Genomic DNA, 20,609 nt, shown 5'->3' with positions numbered 1-20,609 from the left:
GCCGTTGGCAGGAGAGGTCGTACCCGTCCACGACCCGGCGGCAGCCCGCGATGCTAGGACCGGCGCCAGATCTGGTTGGCGCCGCCCGTGCAGGTCCAGATCTCCAGTGCCGTGCTGTCGGCCGTGCCGTGGCCGACCGCGTCCAGGCACTTGCCGGAGCCGGCGTTGACGACACTGCCGTCGGAACGTACCCGCCACTGCTGGGCCGCGGAACTGCCGCAGTCCCAGATCTCCACCGGGCTGCCGTCGGCGGTGGCGCCGCCCGTGACCTCAAGGCACTTGGAGTCGTAGACCGTCAGTTGGTTGGTGGTCGTGGACGTCCAGGTCTGGTTCGTACCGCCGTTGCAGTCCCAGAGGGCGGGCTGGGTGCCGTTGGTCCGGTTCGCGCCGGGGACGTCGATGCAGCGGCCGGACTCCTGGCCCTTGAGGGGTGCCGCGACCGCGCCGCGCAGCCAGCTCTGGTTGGTGCCGCCGGTGCAGGTCCAGAGCTCCAACAGGGTGCCCGGGGCGGTGGCTCCGGCCGTGGCGTCCAGGCACTTGCCCGAGTTGGGGTTGACCACCGTGCCGTCGCTGTTCACGGTCCACTTCTGGGCCGCGGAGTTGTTGCAGTCGTAGATCTGCGCCGGGGTGCCGTCGGCCGTGCCGCTGCCCTTGGCGTCCAGGCACTTCGCGCCGCCGTAGACGGTGAGTTGGCCGGCGGGTGTCAGGGTCCAGGACTGGTTGGCGGCGCCGTTGCAGTCCCAGAGGGCGAGTTGGACGCCGTTGGTCCGGCTCGCGCCGGGGACGTCCGCGCACAGGCCGGACTGACGGCCCTTGAGGATGCCGCCGTGGTCGCCCGGCGGGTTGGCGGTGACGGACAGGTTGTCGAACTGGTCGGTCTGGTAGCCCACCACGCCGACACCGATCTGGCCCGCGGAGTATGAACTGTCGTCGGTGGAGCCGAGGTTGACGCCGTCCGCGGTGGCGGTGATCCGGTCGCCGGAGAAGCCGAGAGCGAGCGTGTGCCACGCGTGCGTGCCGAGCGCCGCCCGGGTCCCGGAGGCCAGCGTCGTCAGGGTGCCCGCCGCCGAACTCCTGACGATGGACCAGGCACCCGTGTCGCTGACCCGGAGCAGGTAGGCCGCCTGGTGACTCTGCGGGCGGTTCTGGGTGTTGGCCCGGCCCAACAGCTCGGCCGTACCGGCCTGTTGGAGGTCCACGTCGGCCTTGACGGTGTAGTCGGACCACGTCGGATCGCCGAGCAGCGAGAAGGCGTCGGAGTCGTCCTGCCACTCGATCGGCTTGACCGGCGTCACCTGCTGCACACACTCTCCGCTACGGCCGTCCGCGCACGGGCGCGCCTCGAACGAGCCCTGCATGTCGGACAGATACGTCGCCTCGGTGCCGGAGACATCGTTGTCGAACGTGTCGCCGTACGGCAGCGCGAGGGCGTGCGCGGCGGGCGCGGTGGCGGTGCCCTTGCCCTGGCCGGTGGTCGTGGTGACCGTGTAGATCCAACCCGGCTGGAGCGTCAGCGAGTACGAGCCGGCGGTCGGGGTGACGTCCTGCGTGTGCGTGAAGTCGGTCGACGGGCTGGGGTCGTTGACCCGGGTCGCCCAGACGTGCACCGCACCGGTCGAAAGACCGCCCTGCACCTGGACGTTGACCGTCTGCGCCGCCGTGGCGGTCGTGGTCTCCAGAACCGTGGAGTAGTCGGAGCCGTTCGGCGACTTCAGGGTCGCGTACGTGCCGTTGGACTCGGTACCTCCGAGATAGCCCGACGCGGAGTCGATGAACTTCCAGCCCGGCTGGGCGAATTGGGTGACCTGCGCGGTCGCCCAGGTGTTCTCGCCGATCGAGTAGTTCCCGGACCACGGCGAGTTGGCGGCGGCCAGGCCGACCGTGCCGTAGGGCAGGTTGGGGTAAATGGCCGCGACCAGCGGCCAGTTGAGATACGCCGTCATGCGCGCGTCCACGTAGCCGCGCACGATGGAGCGGATCAGTGCGGGTGCTCCGGCGTCCATGTCCAGCGAGCCGTTCTCCGACGCCCACAGCGGTTTGCCGTTGTTCTTCGCCGTGGTGGTGCTGGAGCAGGTGTCCGCGCTGCCGCCGTCACCGCCCGCACAGGGGTAGTGTGCGCCGATGACCGACACGGCATCGTTGAACGACGCGTTGTTCGCCATGTCCTCCGCGACGCTCCAGCCCGAGTCGTCGCCGACGATCTGCACGGCACCGTATCCGGCACTGTCGAGCGCCGATCGCAACTGGATGTACCAGTTGACGTCGTGGCCCCGCTCGTTCCAGCCGCCGAGGTAACTGATCGGCAGACCGTGCTGCTTGGCACAACCCAGCCAGGAGATCAGGTAGTTGATGGTGTCGGTGGACCAGAACCCGCCGCTGATCCAGCCGGGGGCGGCCCAGGCCAGACCGTACAACTTGATGTCCGGGTTACGGGCCCTGGCCTGTTCGGCGAGCCAGAACTCGTAGCCGGCGTCGCAGTTGATCTGTCCCTTGGTGTGCTCGATGGACGGTTCCGAGCCGTCGGTGGAGTTGGCGTCTCCGCCGATCTCCAGTTTGAGCAAATGGAGGTTCGCGCCGTAGCCCGGCTTGAACAGGTAGTCCAGGATCTGCGCCTGCTGGGCGGCCGGATAGTCGCGCAGCAGCCGGGAGTTGCCCCCGCCGCCGCTGATCGCGCCGATCCCGTCGAACGTCCGGCCGCTCTGGCCACCGTCCACGGTGATCGAGGTGGCCGCGACTGCCGCCTGGGCCGGTGGCGCACCGACCGAACAGAGGGCGGCGACCAGGGCCATGACCCATAAGGGCAGAAGGCATCTCAAGGCTCTTCGCACAGTGTCGTCCTTCTCCAGAGGGGGGTGAGGACAGTCCCGGAGAGCGCTCTCAGGAGCGGGCGGGCGCCGTCCTGACTGTCCGTGGAGGTTTGGGCGACAGTGTGGAGTTGTGTTGAATCGGAGTCAAGGGTCTACACCTGTTGAGGTGCGCTGCGGTCGAGGCGTGGTCAGCGCACGACGTCGAGGACGTTCAGCTGCAGTCCGTTGGCGTACACGGCGTGCTCGACGAGCTTCAGCTTCTGGGTGTCCTTGTCGGAGGCGGGGAACAGGCGCTTTCCGGCGCCGAGCAGCAGCGGGAAGACGAGCAGGTGGTAGCGGTCGACCAGGCCGGCGTCCGCGAGGCCGTGGTTGAGGGCGGCGCTGCCGTGCACGATGATCGGGCCGCCCTCGGTCTCCTTCAGGGCGGCGACCTCGTCGAGGTCGCGCAGGATCGTGGTCTCGCCCCAGTTCGACACGAGCCTGTCGTCGGTGAGGGTGGTGGAGACGACGTACTTCGGCAGCGTCTTGTAGTGCGCGAACTCGTCCATGTCCGGCCACACCGGACTGAACGCCTCGTAGCTGGCCCGGCCCATCAGCATCGCGGCGGACTCCAGCTGCTCCCGCCCCTTGATGTCGAACGACTCGGGCAGGAACTCGACCTCCTTGAAGGTCCATCCGGAGTTGCGGTAGCCGGGTTCGCCGCCCGGGGCCTCCATGACGCCGTCGAGGGAGATGAAGGCGGTGCTGATCAGGGTGCGCATCGTGGGTCCTCGGGTGGTCGGTGTGCGTGCGTGTGCTGGTCGCTCCAGGATCCAACCGACAAATAAAATTGTCAAGGAGGGGGAAGTTGTCGGAAGGGGAGCTGTCGGGTGGGCATGGTCCCGTCCATCCGGGTAGGGGCTCTGTCGGGCATGGAGCCGGAGGGGAAGGGAGGTGCGGGGTGGCCGGACTGGCGGTCCCGTTGTGGGACGTGAGCAATGGGCAGGGACTGCGCCAACTCGCCGAACTGGGGCTGGCGTTGCTGCTGTCGACCCTGATCGGCTGGGAACGGGCAGCCCAGCAGAAGAGCGCCGGGCTGCGCACGCACACCCTGGTCGGCATCGCCGGCGCGCTGATGATGGAGGTCTCCCAGCACGGCTTCACGAATGTCCTCGGCCTGGACAACGTCTCCTTCGACCCGTCCCGCGTGGCGGCCCAGATCGTCTCCGGGATCGGTTTCATCGGCGGCGGCCTGATCTTCGTACGCCGGGACGCGGTACGGGGTCTGACGACCGCCGCCACCATCTGGCTCACCTGCGCGGTCGGCATGGCCTGCGGCGGCGGCCTGCCGATCCTCGCGCTGGCCACGACCGCGGTGCACTTCCTCGTCGTACGCGGATATCCGTTGCTCTTCGCGCGCATGATGCCCGGCGCCGAGGCGGGGTCGTTCGAGGTACGGCTGACCTACCGGACCGGTACGGCGCTGCTGCCGCGGTTGATGGAGACCTGCACGCGCAGGGGTTTCCGCATCCAGGAGGTCAAGGTCGACCGGTTGCCCGAGCGGGCCGATCCGGCCGCGCGGGTGCTGTTGCGGCTGGAAGGTGCGGCCGACGCCGGTCAGTTGACGTCCGAGCTGTTCCAGAACGACGGTGTGACGGAGGTCGAGCTGACGGCTGCCGGTGATGAGGAGTAGGACCGGATCGGAGGAGTAGGACCGGATCGTATGGGGTGGGCCGGTATTCGGTGGTGGGGCGGCATCTCGTCTGGTGAGGCGGTGTCCGGCTCGGGGGCCTTCGCGAAAACCCGTTGGCCGAGCACGGCGACCACTGCTACTTTCCGGGAGGCCGTGCGAGAGAACGAGGAGGTGGTACCCGTGAACGCAGAATCGACGTGGGTGCTCTCCTCCGGGGTCACGGTCGGGCGATAGGTCGTCCGGGAGCGCCGTAAAGCTGCTCTCCCGAAAGGCACGACCATGCATGTCACTTCCGAGCGCCACCTCGACGACGGCGTCCTCGAACGCGAATTCACCCTCGGCGAGATCCCCGGCACCCTGTGGACCCCTGAATCCGTCGCACCGGCCCCGCTGATTCTCATGGCCCACAACAACGGCCTGCCCAAGGCGGAACCCCGGCTGGTTGCCCGGGCCCGGCTGTCCGCGGCGGCCGGCTACGCGGTGGCCACCATCGACGCCGCCGGGTGCGGTGACCGGCCCCGTTCCGCCGCCGACGAACAGGCCCGCGCCGACCTCCGCCGGGCGATGTGGGCCGGCGAGCCGGTCGACGAGATCTTCGAGTCCTTCGTCGGCCCGCTGGTCGAAAAGGCGGCCCCGGAATGGCAGTTGGCTCTGGATGCCTTCCTCGCACTGCCCGAGATCGGTGGCCCGGTCGGGTACTCGGGGTGGACCGCCCTCGGCATCCGACTGGCGGTGGTCGAGCCGCGCATCGCGGCCGCCGGTTTCTTCGCCGGGGGTTACGTGCCCCGCGCCCAGCGCGAGGAGGCCCCGCAGGTCACCGTTCCGCTGCTGTTCCTGCTGCAGTGGGACGACGAGGGGAACCCCCGGCAGCGGGCCCTGGACCTGTTCGACGCCTTCGGCACCAAGGAGAAGACGCTGCACGCGAATCTGGGCGGGCACACCGGTACCCCGTGGTTCGAGCGGGAGGACGGGGACCGGTTCTTCGGGCGGCACTTGAAGTGAGGGCGGGCTGTCGGCCGACGGGTCGGCAGCAGGTGTAGATGTGCGATCGCCCCGGTCGTGGTGGTACTGGACAGTGCGGTACCGGCGGTCGGGGCGGCGCTCGGTCGGCGGCGCCGCGATCGGGTGGGGTCATGCCGTGGGGTGCTCGTCAGACTGTGTCCTATGCAGTGAGGCGGGCGCGGAGGAAGATCACTACTCTGAACTGGTGCTCTCATACGGCGAGTTGACCCCACCGGAGCGTGAGCTGTGGGACGCGTTCCCGGAGGGACGGCGCGTGGACCTCCGCACGGGTGTGCCGGAGGACGACCGTGCCCTCGACGGTGGGCAGTGGGGTCCCGGGCGGACAGTCCGGGCCACGGTGATCGTGGCGCTCCTGCTGGGTGCGAACACGGTGCAATCGGGCGCCGTGGCGTGTCTGAGGCTGTCCGGGGCGCGGATATCCGGACATCTCAACCTGGCCGGGGCGCAGATCGCTCACGCCCTCTGGCTGGAGGGCTGCTGGTTCGAGGAGTCGGTGAACCTTCTCGGAGCGTCGTCGCAGACACTCGTGATCACGGACAGCCGGGTGCCCGGCATCGAAGCCGACTCGGCCCGCATCGAGGGAAACCTCGACCTGCGGGGCTCCGTCGTGGAAAGCCTCGCCTCCTCGCCCTTCAACCACGTGAGCACCGCCTTGTCGCTGAGCGACGCCCGAGTGACCGGCGGCATGCTCCTGAACGGGGCCCACATCAGCGCGCCGGGAGGATGGGCCGTGGCCGCCGGTGGACTGCTCATGGAAGGGGGCGTTTTCTGCGGGGGCGGTTTCGTCGCGCGAGGACAAGTCCGGCTGATGGGCGCGCAGTTGCCGCGCGGGCTGTTCATGCAGGGGGCGCAGCTGGAAGACCCCGGCCCAGGCGGAGTGGCGCTCGCGATGAACAACGCCGTGGCCTCAAGGCTCGATTTCTCCGACGGATTCACCGCGAACGGGACCGTGCACCTGAGGCGCACCCAGATCTCGGACAGCCTGAGCTTCGCAGGAGCCGTCCTGAACGGCCCACCCGGCGGTGACGGCCCCGCCCTGACCTGCCGACTCATGCAGGCCGTCGACGTCAACCTCACGCTGGCCCAGCCGCCGTCCGGCACGGTGGATCTACGGGGCGCGCAGGTGACCTACCTCCACGACAGTGAGCAGAGCTGGCCGGACGTGGTGGAGTTGGAGGGCTTCGTCTACGGCTCCATCAAGGCGGACGAGGCGGGCGGGCGCCGGGAGGCAGTGGGCCGGCGGAACTCCGTGGCCTCCCGAGTGGCGTGGATACGACGCTGCCCCGGCTACAACCCGCAGCCCTACGAACAGTTGGCGAGCTGGTACCGGCAGGCCGGTCACGACGACGAGGCCCGCCGCGTCCTGCTGGCCAGGCAGCGACATCGGCGTCAGACTCTGCCCCGGCTCGCACGCGTGTGGGGGCACCTGCTCGACGTGACGGTCGGCTACGGCTACCGCCCGTGGCTGGCCGGCGTCTGGCTCCTCGCGCTGACCTTGCTGGGCACGCTGTCCTTCAGCACACACGCCCCCACTCCGGTCCAACGAGGCGAAGGCGCCCCGTTCCAGCCCCTCGTCTACACGCTCGACCTCTTGATCCCCATCGGCGGCCTGGGCCAGCGCACGGCCTGGTACTGGTCGAACGGCGGTCTCCAGTGGCTGGCCTACCTGCTGATCGCCTTCGGCTGGGTGCTGACGACCGCCGTCATCGCGGGTGTCACCCGCGCCCTGCAGAAAAACTAGGCCCTGTCTGGGGCCGTGATCAGTACGGTCCTTTCGGACCCCGGGGGCCCGTTACTCGTACCGGTACTTCAGCGAGTCCGCCTCCGACTGCTCGATGTCGGCGATCGTCAGGTCCGGCATCCGGAGTTGGGCCAGTGTCACCTCGGCGGAGGTCGGCTGGGCGTCGGCGGGCAGCCACTGCTCCGGTCTCCAGGCCGCGCTGCGCAGGAGGGCCTTGGGGCAGTGTGGGTAGACCTCCTCGATTCCCAGGACCAGTGCACTGGCCGGTGGCTTGCCTACGGCGGTCAGCTGTGACAGCAGTTCCGGGTGGGTGGAGATGCAGGCGCGGCCGTTCACCCTGAGCGTCGTGGTGCGTCCCGGGATGACGAACAGCAGCCCGGCCCGTCCGGTGGCGACGACGTTCTGGAGGGTGTCCAGACGCTTGTTGCCGGTCGCGTCCGGAATCGCCACCGTCCGTGCGTCCAGGACGGCGACGAACCCGGCGGGGCCGCCGCGAGGGGAGACGTCACAGTTGCCCTCGGCGTCCGCGCTGGCGACCAGGACCAGCGATGAGCAGCCGATCAACTGTCGGGTCTGCTCGGTGAGTTCGGTCATCTGCTTCCGCATGGCCGTGTCACGCGGGAGTTCGTAGACCTGGCGCAGCGCCTCCTGGTCGCGCACGGCGTCCAGGCGGAGCGAGTCGAATGCACTGCCGACAAGAGGTGAGGTCATGCCTCCGAGCCTAACGAGCCGACCTGCGAGTGACCTTGGTCGGTGACTGGTCTTCACCGGCCGGCTCCCGGTGAGGCTGGTCCATCTGCGGACCGGGCTCACCCCTGAGGCGTTGGGCGTGCTCTACGAGGTGAGGTCCGCCACGAGCGACCGGACGATCCGGGAAGTTCGGCCGCTGCGGGCGGTCCGTGGGTCCGACGTCCCCGAGCGTCCCGGCAGCCGGCTGCCGTTCAGGAACTGTGCGGTACGAGCTTCAGTCGCAGCCGGACGTAGTCATGGTCCACCGGTCCCGGACGGCGCGCTCCGTCCGGCCGCCAGCCGTTTCGGGCGTAGAAGCCCTGCGCACGGGCGTTGGACGTCCAGCACTCCAGCACGCCCTCGGCGCAGCCGGCGGCCGCGGCCAGCGTGACGAACTCCCGGTGCAGGGCCCCGCCCACCCCGCGCCCCCAGGCGTGCGGCAGCACACCGATCTGGTACAGCTCGTAGGAGGTCGAGGCGTCCAGGTCTTCGTGGTGCGGTGGCCCGGCAGTGAGCAGCCCGACGACTGTCCCGTTCGCGTCTTCCGCGACCAGCGTGGTGCGCGACGACGTGGCCAGCACCCGCGCCCAGGCATCACGCCGTTGCTCCCGTGCACTCGGGTCGGCGAGTTGCTCCTCGGTCATGCCGCCCGCGGTGTAGTACGCGGTCCGGGTCCGGGTGTGCACGTCGGCAAGGATGTCGCCGTCCTCGGCGGTCGCCTCACGCAGTCGGAAACCTTGATGCATGCCCCTCTGGACGCCCGTACTCACTCGACGGTTCCTTGCCTGGCCCCCATCGGCGGCCAGGCGCGACTCGTGGCGGAGGACCTGCCGCGATCCTCGTGACGAGACATCCGGCTGGCACCTCGACGGCAAGACCAACCGCGGGTCAGTCCGTCAGTCGCCGAGCACCCGCTCCCACAGCAGCCCGTCCCGCCAGCTCCCGTCGAGGAGGATCGAGGAGTGCGCGACGCCGTACGGGCTGAACCCGTTGCGGCGCAGCACTCGTTGCGACGGCAGATTCTCCAGCTGGGTGGATGCCTCGGCGCGGTGCAGCCCGAGTTCGTCGGTCATCACCCGGAGTGCGAGCCCGAGGGCGTTCCCGGCGTGCCCCTGATTCTGGGCGACGCTCGCGATCCAGTAACCGACGGAACCGCGGCGCAGGTGCGGCTGCGGCAGGATGCCTCCGACGGTGACCTGCCCGACCACCTGGTCGTCGGCAAGTACCACACCCGGCCAGACCGAACCGGCCCGGTATCCGGCCAGCAGCCTGTCGATCCGTTCCGCCTGGCCCTCCGGGGTGAAGAAGTCGGCGGGCTGGGCCGGTTCCCACGGCCGGAAAGCTTCGAGGTCCCGTGCCCGGTGCGTGGCGATCGGCGTGGCGTCGGCGGGCTCGATCAGGCGGATCCTGGTGCTGCTGTGCATGGCCTGATCCTCGTCGTGGTGCTTCGGATGAAGCGGCCAGCCTAGGCGAGGGTGCTCGCGCCGCCTCCAGATCGAGGCAGTAGGAGGGTGGCAGCGCGCCCCGGTCCCTGGCGGTGGACCGGGGCACTGGTCGCGAGTGTCAGCTGACCGCCTTGGCGGCGTCCGTGATGAGCTTGGCGACGGTCTTGGGGTGGCTGATCATCGCGACGTGGGACGAGCGCGGCACTTCGACGACTTTGCGCGCGTTCGCACGGCTGTACATCCAGCGCTCGCAGGCCGGCGGGATCGCCTTGTCCTGGCCGGCGACCAGGCCCCACACCGGAATCGTCTTCCAGGCCGCGGCCGTGGTCGGGAAGACGAAGGAATCGGCGTCGAACGGCCGCTGGGTGGCCTGCAGGATGCGGAAGTCGGTGGTGGAGATGTCGGCGGCGAAGGCCGCGTGGCCGTCCTTGCTCAGGTAGAGATCGGTGCCGGTCGTGCCGTCGGCCTTCGTGTACGGGACCGGGACGCTCACCGGCCCGACCTCGCTGCCGGGGAACTTGGTGATGAGCTCGCCCTGCGTCTCGCCGACGTCGGGTACGAACGCGGCGATGTAGACCAGTGCCTTGACGTTGCTCTTCCCGGCGGCGGCGTTCGTGATGACCGTGCCGCCCATGGAGTGGGCGACCAGCACGACCGGTCCGCTGATGGAGCCCAGCAGGCTCGCGATGTACGGGGCGTCGGTCGGGATGCCTCGCAGCGGGTTCGACCCCGCGATCGTGGTGTAGCCCTTGTCCTGCAACTCCCCGATGGTGGCGTTCCAGCAGGACGAGTCGGCGTAGCCGCCGTGCACCAAGACGATCGTGGGCTTCACCTTCGACTTCTCCTCACCGGTGGCGGCCGGGGCTGTCGCCGCGCCGGCCGTTCCTTCTGAACCGGCTATCAGCGCTGCCGACCCGGCCAGCGCCGCTCCGGCGGCCAGCACCTTGCGGCGGGAAACATCGGAACTCATGGGACTCCTCAGGCATGGGGATGTGGAGGAACAGGTCTGAGAAGCGCTCGCCGCTGAGCTGCTGTGCGAGGGCGGCGGGCGCCAACTGAACAGGTGCCGTCAGGAGTTCGGCTCGGTCGGCGGGCTCAGCCGCGCACGGGCGGCTTCATCGGTGTGGCATGTCATGGACCCTATGAGGAGCGCTTTTGCGGTGGCATCGGCAATGTGACCTAGATGCCGGGCTCGGCGGCTCGGCAGTCGCCTTCAGCAGCGGCTGGGACTCCCCCTGCGGCCACGGCCACGTCAACCGCCCACACCTGGAGCCGGGTCGCCCCGCCCCGCCCCCTCACCGGGCACACCGCTCCACTCCCGATACGCGGCCACAGCCGTGGGCAAGGTCGGGAAGATGTGGTCCGTGCCGACCGAGTCCACCAGGCCGTACGCCTGCAGGTCGTCCAGGAGGTCCTGTTTGACCCGGGCGAGGGCGAACACGACGCCCCGGTGGGTGAGTTCGCGGCGGAGTTCGTCGACCGCGTCCAGGGCGGTGATGTCGACCTCGACATTGGCCTCGGCGTTGAGGACGAACCAGCGGACAGGGGTGGCCTGTTGGGCCACGGCGGCCAGGGCGCGGCGGCGGAAGTTCTCCGCGTTGGCGAAGAAGAGCGGTGAGTCGTAGCGGTAGACGAGCAGGCCGGGGATCGTGCGGGCCTGCGGATAGTCGTCCACGTCGTGCATGCCGGCCACACCGGGGACCAGGCCCTCGACGGCGTCGTGTGGACGGGCCACCCGGGTGAGGAGTTCGGCCACCGAAAGGCCCACGGCGACGATCACGCCGTAGAGGATGTCCAGGGCCAGCACTCCGCTCAAACAGCCCAGGGCCAGGAGGAGTTCGCGGCGGCGGAAGGTGGCCAGGCGGTGGAAGCCGGTGAGGTCGATCATGCGGACGGCGGCGTAGACGACGAGGGCGCCGAGGACCGCCGAGGGGGTGCGGGTGAGCAGGGGGCTCAGGAAGAGGAGGACCGAGAGGACGAGCGCTCCGGCGATCAGTGAGTACGCCTGGCTGCGGGCGCCCGCCGAGGAGGCGAGCGCGGTGCGGCTGGCGCTGCTGCTCACCGGGAAGCCGTGGAGTACGCCGGCGCCGAGATTGGCCGCGCCCAGCGCCAGGAACTCCTGGTCGGCGTCCAGACCGGGACCGTCGTCCTCCTCGCCGCCGGTGAAGGCGCGGGCGGTGAGGATGAAGTCCGTGTAGGCGACGAGCAGGACGCCGAGCGCGGGCAGTACCAGGTGGGGGAGTTGGGTGAGGTCGGGCAGGCCGATCGTGGGAAGTCCCGCCGGGACGTGGCCGATCACCTTGATGCCGTAGCGGTCGTCGAGGTCGAGGACGGACACGGCCGCCGTGCCCAGCACCACGGCCAGCAGCGGGCCGGGCACCATCCGGGACAGCCGCGCCACCGTGAACAGGAACGCGAGCGTGACGGCGGCGAACAGAAGTGTGGGCGTGTGGAGTTGACCCAAGTGCCGTAGGAACGACCAGAGTTGGGGGAAGAACGCCGTGCCTGTCGTCGACACCCCGGTGAGCTTGGGGAGTTGGTCCACGATCATGATCAGGGCCACGCCCGCCAAGTAGCCGATCAGGACCGGGCGGGAGAGGAGATCGGCGACGAAGCCGAGCCGTACCGCCCATGCGACGAGGCAGAGCAGGCCGACCGTCACCGCGAGGGCGGCGGCGAGGGTGGCGTAGCGGGCCGGGTCGCCTGCGGCGAGCGGACCTACGACCGTCGCCGTCATCAGCGCGGTCGTCGACTCGGGGCCGACCGAGAGGAGCCGGGACGAGCCCAGTACGGCGTACAGGGCGAGCGCGGGCAGGATCGCCCACAGGCCCGTGACCGGCGGGAGGCCGGCCACCCCGGCGTAGGCCATCACCTGCGGGACGAGGTACGCGGCGACCGTGACTCCGGCCAGCAGATCGCCGCGCAGCCACGCGCGCCGGTATCCGGCCAGCGCGGCGATTCCGGGCGTCAGGCGCCGCCACTTCAGGACGTGCCCGCCCGGGCTGGGGGACATGGTGCTCCTCGACCCGCCCCGCTCAGAGGCTCGCCGCGTGGTCCGGGACGAAGGTCTGCAGATCGCGCGGCGGGCGCTCGTAGCCGGTGGACGGCGGGCGGGGCGGGAGTTCGAGGACCGGCGGCGACACCTCGTGATAGGGGAGGGAGCCGAGCAGGTGGGCGATCATGTTCAGGCGGGCCCGGCGCTTGTCGTCGCTCTCCACGACGTACCAGGGGGCCTCCGAGATGTCGGTGTGCACCAGCATCTCGTCCTTCGCCCGGGAGTACGCCTCCCAGTGGGTGAGGGACTCCAGGTCCATCGGCGACAGCTTCCAGCGGCGCAGCGGATCGTCCAGGCGGCGGCGGAAGCGTTCCTCCTGGACGTCGTCGCTCACCGAGAACCAGTACTTGCGCAGCACGATCCCGTCCTCCACGAGCATCCGCTCGAAGATGGGGCACTGGCGCAGGAAGAGCTGGTACTCCTCCTTGGTGCAGAAGCCCATCACCTTCTCGACGCCGGCCCGGTTGTACCAGCTGCGGTCGAACAGGACGATCTCGCCGGCGGCCGGCAGATGCTCGACGTACCGCTGGAAGTACCACTGGGTGCGCTGGCGGTCGGTCGGCTTCGGCAGCGCGGCGATCCGGGCGACACGCGGGTTGAGGTGCTCGGAGACGCGCTTGATGGTGCCGCCCTTGCCCGCCGCGTCCCGGCCCTCGAAGACCACGACCAGACGGGTGCCCTCGGCCCGCACCCACTCCTGGAGCTTCACCAACTCCGTCTGCAGGCGCAGCAGTTCGGTCTCGTACTTCTCGCGCGGCAGCTTTGCCGCCTTCTTGCCGGCCATGCCGCCTCAACCCCTCGATGACGTGCGCGGTTCCTCGTGTCCAAGGTCGAACACCTGGACAGCACCGTACTGACCGGCGGGGGAGCGCGCACCCCGGATGCCTGCTCCGGATGCCTGCTCCGCCGGGTTTGCGCCGGACGGCAGCGGCAACCCGGACTGTGTGACAGCCATGACCACGCAACAGGAGCTCGTCCGGTTTCTGGAGGACCGCTTCGCCTGCGCACAGGCCTGCACCGAGTGTGCGCGGGCCTGCGTGCTGCGCGTCAGCCGCTCCGATCCGGACGCCACCGACCACGAGGCACTCGTACGACGCAAGGCGCTGCTGTGCGCGGAGGTGTGCGACGCGACCTGCCGGATGCTGGCCGAGCAGAACCTCCAGGACGAGTCCGCCCTGCGCCTCCAGGCCAAGTGGTGCCTGCTCGTCTGCCTGGAGTGCGCGCAGGTCCTCGACGCGCAGCCGGGCGCCGAGGCGGACGCGGAGGCGTGCCGGAACTGCGCGCGGGCGTGCACGGAGTTCATGGCCACGCTGAACTGAAGTCCGCGGCCGTGCCGACCTGAAGCCCATGGCCACGCTGAACCGGCGCGCGCCTACGGCCTCTTCAGGGACGTCGCCGCTTCCTTCAGGGGCATTGCCGCCTCGCCATTCCCTATTTCTGGAACACGTTCTACGGTGTGCGCCGTCAGGACCGGCCTTGGGGAGCCTGGAGGCGCCGTGCATCTCGAATACACGCCCGAGCAGCAGCGGCTGCGTACCGAACTGCGCGCCTACTTCGCCGAGTTGGTGCCCGACCACGCCTACTCGCGCTACGACGACCCGGCCGCCCAGAAGCGCTTCTACCGCGAGACCATCCACCGGCTCGGCACCGACGGCTGGCTCGGCGTCGGCTGGCCCGAGGAGTACGGCGGGCGCGGGCTGTCGCCGATGGAGCAGTTCATCTTCTTCGACGAGGCCGCGCAGGCGGGCGTACCGCTGCCGCTGATGGCGCTGAACACCGTCGGCCCGACGATCATGCAGTTCGGCACCGATGAGCAGAAGGCGTACTTCCTCCCCAAGATCCTCGCCGGCGAGATCGACTTCGCGATCGGCTACAGCGAGCCCGAGGCCGGCACGGACCTCGCGGCGCTCAAGACGCGCGCGGTCCGTGACGGCGACGAGTACGTCGTCGACGGCCAGAAGATCTGGACGACGAACGGCGACACCGCCGACTGGGTCTGGCTCGCCGTCCGCACCGGCCCGGACGCCCCGCCGCACAAGGGCATCACCATGCTCCTGGTCCCGACCACCGACCCCGGCTACTCCTGCACGGTGATCAACACCCTCGCCTCGCACGACACCACCGCCAGCTACTACGAGAACATCCGCGTCCCCGTCACCCGCCGCGTCGGCAAGGAGAACCAGGGCTGGCGCCTGATCACCAACCAGCTCAACCACGAACGCGTCACCCTCGCCGCCCACGGCACCATGGCGATCCGCGCCCTGCACGACGTCCAGCACTGGGCCATGGAGACCAAACTCGCCGACGGCCGCCGCGTCGTCGACCTCCCCTGGGTCCGCCGCCTCCTCGCCCGCACCCACGCGCGGCTCGACGCGATGAAACTCCTCAACTGGCAGATGGTGAACGCCGTCCAGGAAGGCACCCTCACCCCCCAGGACGCCTCCGCCGTCAAGGTCTACGGCTCCGAGGCCCGCCGCGACGCGTACGCCTGGCTCATGGAGATCGTCGCCGCGGCCGGCGCGCTGAAGGAGGGCTCCGCGGGCGTCGTCCTGCACGGTGAGTTGGAGCGCGGCTACCGCTCCGCCGTCATCTTCACCTTCGGCGGCGGCAACAACGAGATCCAGCGGGAGATCATCTCGTGGATCGGGCTGGGGATGCCGAGGGTGCGGCGTTAGCCCTGGGTGCGCCGCTTCGCCCCACGGGAACGCCCCGTCGTCGTCCCCGCGCGCGAGGCGCTCCGGCGGCGCGTGGCGCACTCGTCGTACGCCACCCTGCCGTCGTACGCCCATCGGCTCTACGGCGGACCGACCCCCGGGTCCGGACAAATCGCCCCCGTACCGGCTCTGCTCGCGCATGCCCCCGTACAAAGTCGGACGATCGCTCGCCATACTGGACGAGCCAGGGGAGGGCGGGACGAACACCGACGGGGGCGAACGCGGGAGATGGGGGACAGCAGACTGATCCAGGGTCGCTACCGCCTGCTCGAACTGATCGGGCGCGGCGGCATGGGCGAGGTGTGGCGTGCGCGGGACGAGTCGCTGGGGCGGCATGTCGCCGTGAAGTGCCTCAAGCCGCTGAACCCGCACCACGACCAGTCGTTCACCCGCGTCCTGCGTGAGCGGTTCCGGCGGGAGGCCCGGGTGGCCGCCGCGTTGCAGCACCGCGGGGTGACCGTGGTCCACGACTTCGGCGAAGCCGACGGCGTCCTCTACCTCGTGATGGAGCTGCTCGACGGCCGCAATCTCAGCCAGCTACTGGAGGACAACGAGCAGCGGCCGCTGCCCGTCGGTGACGTCGTCGAGATCGCCGACCAGGTCGCCTCCGCCCTCGCCTACTGCCACCAACAGGGCATCGTGCACCGGGACTTGAAGCCCGCGAACATCATGCGGCTGACCGACGGCACGGTGAAGATCTGCGACTTCGGCATCGCGCGTCTCGGCGCCGACATCGGTTTCACCTCCCGGCTGACCGGCACCGGCATCGCGATGGGCACCCCGCACTACATGTCGCCGGAACAGATCAGCGGCACCGAGGTCGACCAGCGCAGCGACCTCTACTCCTTCGGCTGCGTGCTGTACGAACTCGCCACCGGGGCACCGCCGTTCGACCTCGGTGACGCCTGGGCGATCCTCATCGGCCACCGCGACACCCCGCCCCGCCCGCCGCGCGCCGAGCGCCCCGAAGTGCCCGAGTACCTGGAGAAGGTCATCCTCGACCTGCTGGCCAAGCTCCCGGAGCAACGTCCGCATGATGCCCGCGAGTTGGGGCGCCGGATCACCATGGGCCGTACGACGCCCCTGTACGTACCGACCGTTGTGACCCCGCAGCTTCAACTGCGCCCGTCCGAAGCGGTGTCGGAACCGGCGTCCGAGCCGGTCTCCCGTGAAGCGCGCCTGCCGTCCTGGACGCGCGGGATGACCACCGGGCACAAGGCGACCGGCGCCGGACTGCGCACCACCCCGCCGGACGCCGGAGCCGGACTCACCGGCGAGTGGATCGCCCGCCCGACCACCGGCCACGCCGAGGAACCCGCGCCGGAGTCACCGTCCGCGCCGTCTGCAGAGACCCTCAACGCCCTGGCCGGACGCCACAACGCGGGCCTCAGTCTTGGGAGGTTGGGCCGCTGGGCGGAGGCCGGCGAGGTGCACCGCGCGGTCGCCGCCGAACGCCGGCACCTGCTGGGCCCGGACCACCCCGACACTCTCGCCAGCCGCTACGAACTCGGCTTCACCCTCAGCCGCACCGGCCGCGCCGCCGACGCCCTGCACGAGTACACGCACGTCGCCCGCGCCAGGGAACGGGAGTTGGGAGCCGACCACGCCGACACGCTCGCCGCCCGGCAGGAAATGGCGTACGTCCTGGGCCAGTTGGGCCGCCACTTCGACGCCCACCAGGTGTACACGTCCGTACTCGCCGCCCGGGAACGCACCATGGGCCCGGACCACCCGGACACCCTGCGCTGCCGCCACAACCTCGCCTTCAACCTCAGCCGGCTCGGCCGCCTGGAGGACTCGTACCGCATGGCCTGCGAGGTCGCCGCCGCCCGCGCCCGCGTGCTGGGCCCCGGCCACCCCGACACCCTGGTCACCCGCTATGAAGTCGCCTACGCGCTGGGCCAGTTGGGCCGCTGGCCCGAGGCCCTGCAGACCTACGGCGAGGTCGCCGAGGCACGTGCGCAAGCACTCGGCCCCGATCACGCCGACACGCTCGCCGCCCGCTACGAGATCGGCATCAGCCTCGGCCGGCTCGGCCGCAGCGCCGACGCCCTCAAGCTGTACCGCGACCTGATCGACGACCGCACCCGCGTCCACGGCCCCGCCCACCCCGAGACCCTCCGCGCCCGCCACGGCCTCGGCGTCAACCTCGGGCGCCTCGGCCGCTGGGAGGAGGCCCTCGCCGAGTCCCGCGACGTGTGCGCCATCCGTGAGCGCGTCCTCGGTGCCGACCACACCGACACCCTGGTCAGCCGCCGCGAGGTCGCCGTGGGCCTGGGCTGGCTGGGCCGCTGGGCCGACGCCCTCACCGAGTACCGCCGGGTCGCCGCCGCCCGCGAGCGCGTCCTGGGCCCGGACCACCCCGACACCCTCGCCAGCCGCAACGACGAGGCCCACTGCCTGGAACAACTCGGCCGCAACGCCGAGGCGGTCGAGCTGTACCGCCGGGTGGCGGCACTCAGGCAGGGGCGGGCGGCCGGCGGGCACTGAGAGCCGCGCCGCCAACTCCGGACGGCGGACGCGGACAACCCCGTCCGCCGTCCGGAACGGCCACGTCTGCCGTCGGCCCTGTCTGCGTCCGCCCGCAGGCGCCCGGTACCGCCTGCCTCCCTTCGGCCGTGTTCGCGGACGGCTGCGCCACCGTCCGCCTGCGGATGGGACGCCTGTGTCTGTCTTCGGTCCTGTCTGCGGACGGCTGCGCCCCTCGTCCGTCCGCAGAGGGGACGGCCGCGTCTGCCGTCGGCCCAGTCCGCGTCCGCTCGCAGGCGCCCGGTACCGCCCGCCTCCCTCCAGCCGTGTTCGCGGACGGCCGCGGTCCCCGTCCGCCCGTGGAAGGAACCGCTGCGCCTGCCTCCGCCCGGTTCGCATCCGCCCGGCAGCGCCCAATACCCCGCCCCTCCGGCGGTGGGCGCGGACACCCGCAAGCCCGAGCCCGCTCACACCTGCCCCCGACCCTGTCCACATCCGCCCACGGTCACCGGGAACCGCCCGCCGCCCACCCCTGGCCGACCTAGATCACCTCGTGTTACGAAGAACCATGCCTGCACACGAGGGACCCGGACACCGGACGTACGACGCCGTCATCGTCGGTGGCGGCCACAACGGACTGGTCGCCGCCGCCTACCTGGCCCGGGCCGGGCGCTCCGTGCTCGTCCTGGAACGCCTCGACGGCACCGGCGGCGCGGCCGTGTCGACGCGCCCGTTCGCCGGGGTCGACGCGCGGCTGTCCCGGTACTCGTACCTGGTCAGCCTGCTGCCCAAGAAGATCGTGCGGGACCTCGGCCTCGACTTCCGTATCCGCGGCCGCACCATCTCGTCGTACACCCCCGTCGAACGCGACGGGCGTCCCACCGGACTCCTCGTCGGCGGTGGCGAGCGCCGCACCCGGGACGCCTTCGCCCGGCTGACCGGCGGCGACCGCGAGTACGCGGCCTGGCAGCGGCTCCACGGCATGACCGGCCGCCTCGCGCAACGGGTCTTCCCCACGCTCACCGAACCGCTGCCCACCCGCGACGAACTGCGCCGCCGCGTGGACGACGAGGACGCCTGGCGGATGCTCTTCGAGGAGCCGATCGGCGTCGCGATCGAGGAGAACTTCACGGACGACCTGGTCCGGGGCGTCGTCCTCACCGACGCCCTCATCGGCACCTTCGCCGACGCCCACGACCCCACCCTCGCCCAGAACCGCTGCTTCCTCTACCACGTCATCGGCGGCGGAACCGGCGCCTGGGACGTCCCCGTCGGCGGCATGGGCGCCCTGACCGACGCCCTCGCCACCACCGCGCGCGAGGCCGGCGCCGTACTCGCCACCGGGCACGAGGCCGTACGGATCGACACGGACGGACGTGCCGCCGAGATCACCTACCGCACGGCCGAGGGGGAGGGGACCGTGGCCGCCCGGCACGTCCTGGTCGGCGCCTCGCCGCAGCAACTGGCCGCCCTCACCGGCGACGCGCCGCCCGCGCCCGCCGAGGGCGCCCAGCTCAAGGTCAACATGCTGCTCAAGCGGCTGCCCAGGCTCCGCGACACCTCGGTCGACCCGCGCGAGGCGTTCGCCGGCACCTTCCACATCGCCGAGGGCTACGACCAACTGGCCGCCGCACACGCCCAGGCCGCGTCCGGTTCGCTGCCCGCCGCGCCCCCCTCGGAGATCTACTGCCACTCGCTCACCGACCCGAGCATCCTCGGGCGGGACCTCGTCGAGGACGGCTACCAGACCCTGACCCTCTTCGGTCTGCACACACCGGCGCGGCTGTTCGAACGGGACAACGACGCCGTACGCGACGAGCTGTTGAAGTCGACGCTGGCCCAGCTGGACCACCACCTCGCCGAACCCCTCGCGGACTGCCTGGCCACCGACGCGGACGGCCGTCCCTGCATCGAGGCGAAGACCCCGCTCGACCTGGAACGCGACCTCAGACTCCCCGGAGGTAACATCTTCCACCGCGAACTGACCTGGCCCTACGCCCAGGACGACACCGGCCGTTGGGGAGTCGAGACCCGGCACGCGAACGTCCTGCTGTGCGGGGCGGGCGCGGTGCGGGGTGGCGGAGTGAGCGGGGTGCCGGGGCACAACGCGGCGATGGCGGTGCTGGGGGCGGGGGAGTGATGTCCTCCGTCCGGGACTTCTACGACGCGCTCGCCGCCGACTACCACCTGATCTTCCCGGACTGGGACGCGAGCATGACCCGCCAGGCGGCGGCGCTGGACGGCGTCGTCCGAGCTCGGTTGGGTGCGGGGCCACACCAGGTGCTGGACTGTTCATGTGGGATCGGCACACAGGCGATCGGGCTGGCCCGGGTCGGACACCGGGTGACCGGGAGCGATCTGAGCCCGGCCGCTGTCGCGCGGGCCGCCGTCGAGGCCGAGGCCCGGGGCGTCCGCCTTCCGGTGACCGCGGCGGACATGCGGGCGCTGCCGTTCCGGGCAGCCGCCTTCGACGTCGTGGTCTGTGCCGACAACTCGCTGCCGCATCTGCTCGCCGCAGACGATGTGCGCACAGCCCTGGTCGGCATGCGCCGGGTCCTCCGCGACGACGGGCTCCTTGTGCTGAGCATCCGGGACTACGACGGGATCCGCGCCGCCCGTCCCCCGTCCGCACCCCCGCAGGTGTCGACGACCGCCCAAGGCCGGGTGATCACCTTCCAGTTGTGGCACTGGCACGAGGACGGCGAGCGCTACGACCTGGAGCACTTCCAGCTCGTGCCCGGGGAGGGCGGTGCCTGGGAGGTGCGGGTACGGCGTACCGCGTACTGGGCTTTGACGCGTGGTGAGTTGAGCGCCAAGGTGGCCGACGCGGGCTTCGCGGAGGTGAGTTGGCACGACCCGGGGGACAGCGGCTTCTACCAGCCGGTGCTCACGGCTCGGCGGGCTCGGTAGACCCGCGGCTCAAGGAAAATCTGACGGAGCATCAGAAAAGGCCT

16 protein-coding genes are annotated in these 20,609 nt (G+C 70.6%); 8 read left to right on the top strand and 8 right to left on the bottom strand.

The window, feature by feature from the left end; all coding sequences use genetic code 11:
• Nucleotides 1-53 precede the first annotated feature (53 nt).
• Both OG496_RS06275 and OG496_RS06270 read right to left on the bottom strand, forming a co-directional pair.
• Nucleotides 54-2,789, bottom strand: a complete 2,736-nt coding sequence (locus tag OG496_RS06275) for a ricin-type beta-trefoil lectin domain protein (protein WP_405969933.1) — start codon at nt 2,787-2,789, stop codon at nt 54-56.
• Nucleotides 2,790-2,995: 206 nt separating this feature from the next.
• Nucleotides 2,996-3,568, bottom strand: coding sequence for a dihydrofolate reductase family protein (locus OG496_RS06270; protein ID WP_399388790.1), 573 nt, complete (start codon nt 3,566-3,568; stop codon nt 2,996-2,998).
• A gap of 179 nt (nt 3,569-3,747) precedes the next feature.
• On the opposite strand from OG496_RS06270, the gene OG496_RS06265 reads away from it, so the two are divergent.
• The 3 genes from OG496_RS06265 to OG496_RS06255 all read left to right on the top strand — a co-directional run bounded on the left by OG496_RS06265 (nt 3,748) and on the right by OG496_RS06255 (nt 7,243).
• Nucleotides 3,748-4,479 carry an MgtC/SapB family protein gene (locus OG496_RS06265; protein WP_405969932.1) on the top strand — a complete coding sequence of 244 codons (732 nt, stop codon included), beginning with the start codon at nt 3,748-3,750 and terminating at the stop codon, nt 4,477-4,479.
• 279 nt (nt 4,480-4,758) lie between these two features.
• Nucleotides 4,759-5,481, top strand: a complete 723-nt coding sequence (locus tag OG496_RS06260) for a dienelactone hydrolase family protein (protein ID WP_405969931.1) — start codon at nt 4,759-4,761, stop codon at nt 5,479-5,481.
• 205 nt (nt 5,482-5,686) lie between these two features.
• On the top strand, nt 5,687-7,243 hold the full coding sequence (locus tag OG496_RS06255; RefSeq protein WP_405969930.1) for an oxidoreductase: 1,557 nt from the start codon (nt 5,687-5,689) through the stop codon (nt 7,241-7,243).
• A 51-nt stretch (nt 7,244-7,294) separates the two neighbouring features.
• On the opposite strand, the gene OG496_RS06250 is transcribed toward OG496_RS06255, so the two are convergent.
• From OG496_RS06250 to ppk2, 6 genes are all read right to left on the bottom strand, one after another.
• Entirely contained in the window at nt 7,295-7,954 is a 660-nt protein-coding gene (locus OG496_RS06250; protein ID WP_405969929.1) for an MSMEG_1061 family FMN-dependent PPOX-type flavoprotein, read from the bottom strand.
• A 230-nt stretch (nt 7,955-8,184) separates the two neighbouring features.
• Nucleotides 8,185-8,718, bottom strand: a complete 534-nt coding sequence (locus OG496_RS06245) for a GNAT family N-acetyltransferase (protein ID WP_405969928.1) — start codon at nt 8,716-8,718, stop codon at nt 8,185-8,187.
• A gap of 150 nt (nt 8,719-8,868) precedes the next feature.
• A complete protein-coding gene (locus tag OG496_RS06240; RefSeq protein ID WP_405969927.1) occupies nt 8,869-9,396 on the bottom strand; it encodes a GNAT family N-acetyltransferase in 528 nt (175 codons plus the stop codon).
• 139 nt (nt 9,397-9,535) lie between these two features.
• Nucleotides 9,536-10,387 (bottom strand): alpha/beta fold hydrolase, encoded by an 852-nt coding sequence (locus tag OG496_RS06235; protein ID WP_405969926.1) that lies wholly within the window; start codon nt 10,385-10,387, stop codon nt 9,536-9,538.
• Between the two features lie 282 nt (nt 10,388-10,669).
• Entirely contained in the window at nt 10,670-12,430 is a 1,761-nt protein-coding gene (locus OG496_RS06230; RefSeq protein ID WP_405969925.1) for a SulP family inorganic anion transporter, read from the bottom strand.
• A gap of 22 nt (nt 12,431-12,452) precedes the next feature.
• On the bottom strand, nt 12,453-13,256 hold the full coding sequence (gene ppk2 / locus OG496_RS06225) for a polyphosphate kinase 2 (RefSeq protein ID WP_366492225.1): 804 nt from the start codon (nt 13,254-13,256) through the stop codon (nt 12,453-12,455).
• 169 nt (nt 13,257-13,425) lie between these two features.
• Between ppk2 and OG496_RS06220 the strand changes: the two genes are divergently transcribed.
• The 5 genes from OG496_RS06220 (at nt 13,426) to OG496_RS06200 (ending at nt 20,565) form a co-directional block, all read left to right on the top strand.
• Nucleotides 13,426-13,791, top strand: a complete 366-nt coding sequence (locus OG496_RS06220) for a ferredoxin (protein ID WP_366492938.1) — start codon at nt 13,426-13,428, stop codon at nt 13,789-13,791.
• 177 nt (nt 13,792-13,968) lie between these two features.
• The gene (locus OG496_RS06215; RefSeq protein ID WP_405969924.1) at nt 13,969-15,147 is read left to right on the top strand and encodes an acyl-CoA dehydrogenase family protein; all 1,179 of its coding nucleotides are present in this window, start codon (nt 13,969-13,971) and stop codon (nt 15,145-15,147) included.
• 267 nt (nt 15,148-15,414) lie between these two features.
• Nucleotides 15,415-17,676, top strand: a complete 2,262-nt coding sequence (locus OG496_RS06210; RefSeq protein ID WP_405969923.1) for a tetratricopeptide repeat protein — start codon at nt 15,415-15,417, stop codon at nt 17,674-17,676.
• 547 nt (nt 17,677-18,223) lie between these two features.
• Nucleotides 18,224-19,795 (top strand): phytoene desaturase family protein, encoded by a 1,572-nt coding sequence (locus OG496_RS06205; RefSeq protein WP_405969922.1) that lies wholly within the window; start codon nt 18,224-18,226, stop codon nt 19,793-19,795.
• A complete protein-coding gene (locus OG496_RS06200) occupies nt 19,795-20,565 on the top strand; it encodes a class I SAM-dependent methyltransferase (protein WP_405969921.1) in 771 nt (256 codons plus the stop codon). Before OG496_RS06205 ends, OG496_RS06200 begins: the two co-directional genes overlap by 1 nt.
• The last annotated feature ends 44 nt before the right edge of the window (nt 20,566-20,609 follow it).

The sequence above is a fragment of the Streptomyces sp. NBC_00988 genome, from assembly GCF_045162645.1.
Lineage (GTDB): Bacteria > Actinomycetota > Actinomycetes > Streptomycetales > Streptomycetaceae > Streptomyces.
The sequence above is the reverse complement of the archived record's forward strand: the minus strand, read 5'-3'. Positions and strand labels throughout refer to the sequence as shown.

Bases quoted from the DNA above. Each gene is read 5' to 3' on its own strand.
- OG496_RS06245 (WP_405969928.1), bottom strand. From the start codon at position 8,718: ATGCATCAAGGTTTCCGACTGCGTGAGGCGACCGCCGAGGACGGCGAC.
- OG496_RS06270 (WP_399388790.1), bottom strand. From the start codon at position 3,568: ATGCGCACCCTGATCAGCACCGCCTTCATCTCCCTCGACGGCGTCATG.
- OG496_RS06275 (WP_405969933.1), bottom strand. From the start codon at position 2,789: ATGGCCCTGGTCGCCGCCCTCTGTTCGGTCGGTGCGCCACCGGCCCAG.
- OG496_RS06260 (WP_405969931.1), top strand. From the start codon at position 4,759: ATGCATGTCACTTCCGAGCGCCACCTCGACGACGGCGTCCTCGAACGC.
- OG496_RS06205 (WP_405969922.1), top strand. From the start codon at position 18,224: ATGCCTGCACACGAGGGACCCGGACACCGGACGTACGACGCCGTCATC.
- OG496_RS06235 (WP_405969926.1), bottom strand. From the start codon at position 10,387: ATGAGTTCCGATGTTTCCCGCCGCAAGGTGCTGGCCGCCGGAGCGGCG.
- OG496_RS06220 (WP_366492938.1), top strand. From the start codon at position 13,426: ATGACCACGCAACAGGAGCTCGTCCGGTTTCTGGAGGACCGCTTCGCC.
- OG496_RS06240 (WP_405969927.1), bottom strand. From the start codon at position 9,396: ATGCACAGCAGCACCAGGATCCGCCTGATCGAGCCCGCCGACGCCACG.
- OG496_RS06250 (WP_405969929.1), bottom strand. From the start codon at position 7,954: ATGACCTCACCTCTTGTCGGCAGTGCATTCGACTCGCTCCGCCTGGAC.
- ppk2 (WP_366492225.1), bottom strand. From the start codon at position 13,256: ATGGCCGGCAAGAAGGCGGCAAAGCTGCCGCGCGAGAAGTACGAGACC.
- OG496_RS06230 (WP_405969925.1), bottom strand. From the start codon at position 12,430: ATGTCCCCCAGCCCGGGCGGGCACGTCCTGAAGTGGCGGCGCCTGACG.
- OG496_RS06200 (WP_405969921.1), top strand. From the start codon at position 19,795: ATGTCCTCCGTCCGGGACTTCTACGACGCGCTCGCCGCCGACTACCAC.
- OG496_RS06210 (WP_405969923.1), top strand. From the start codon at position 15,415: ATGGGGGACAGCAGACTGATCCAGGGTCGCTACCGCCTGCTCGAACTG.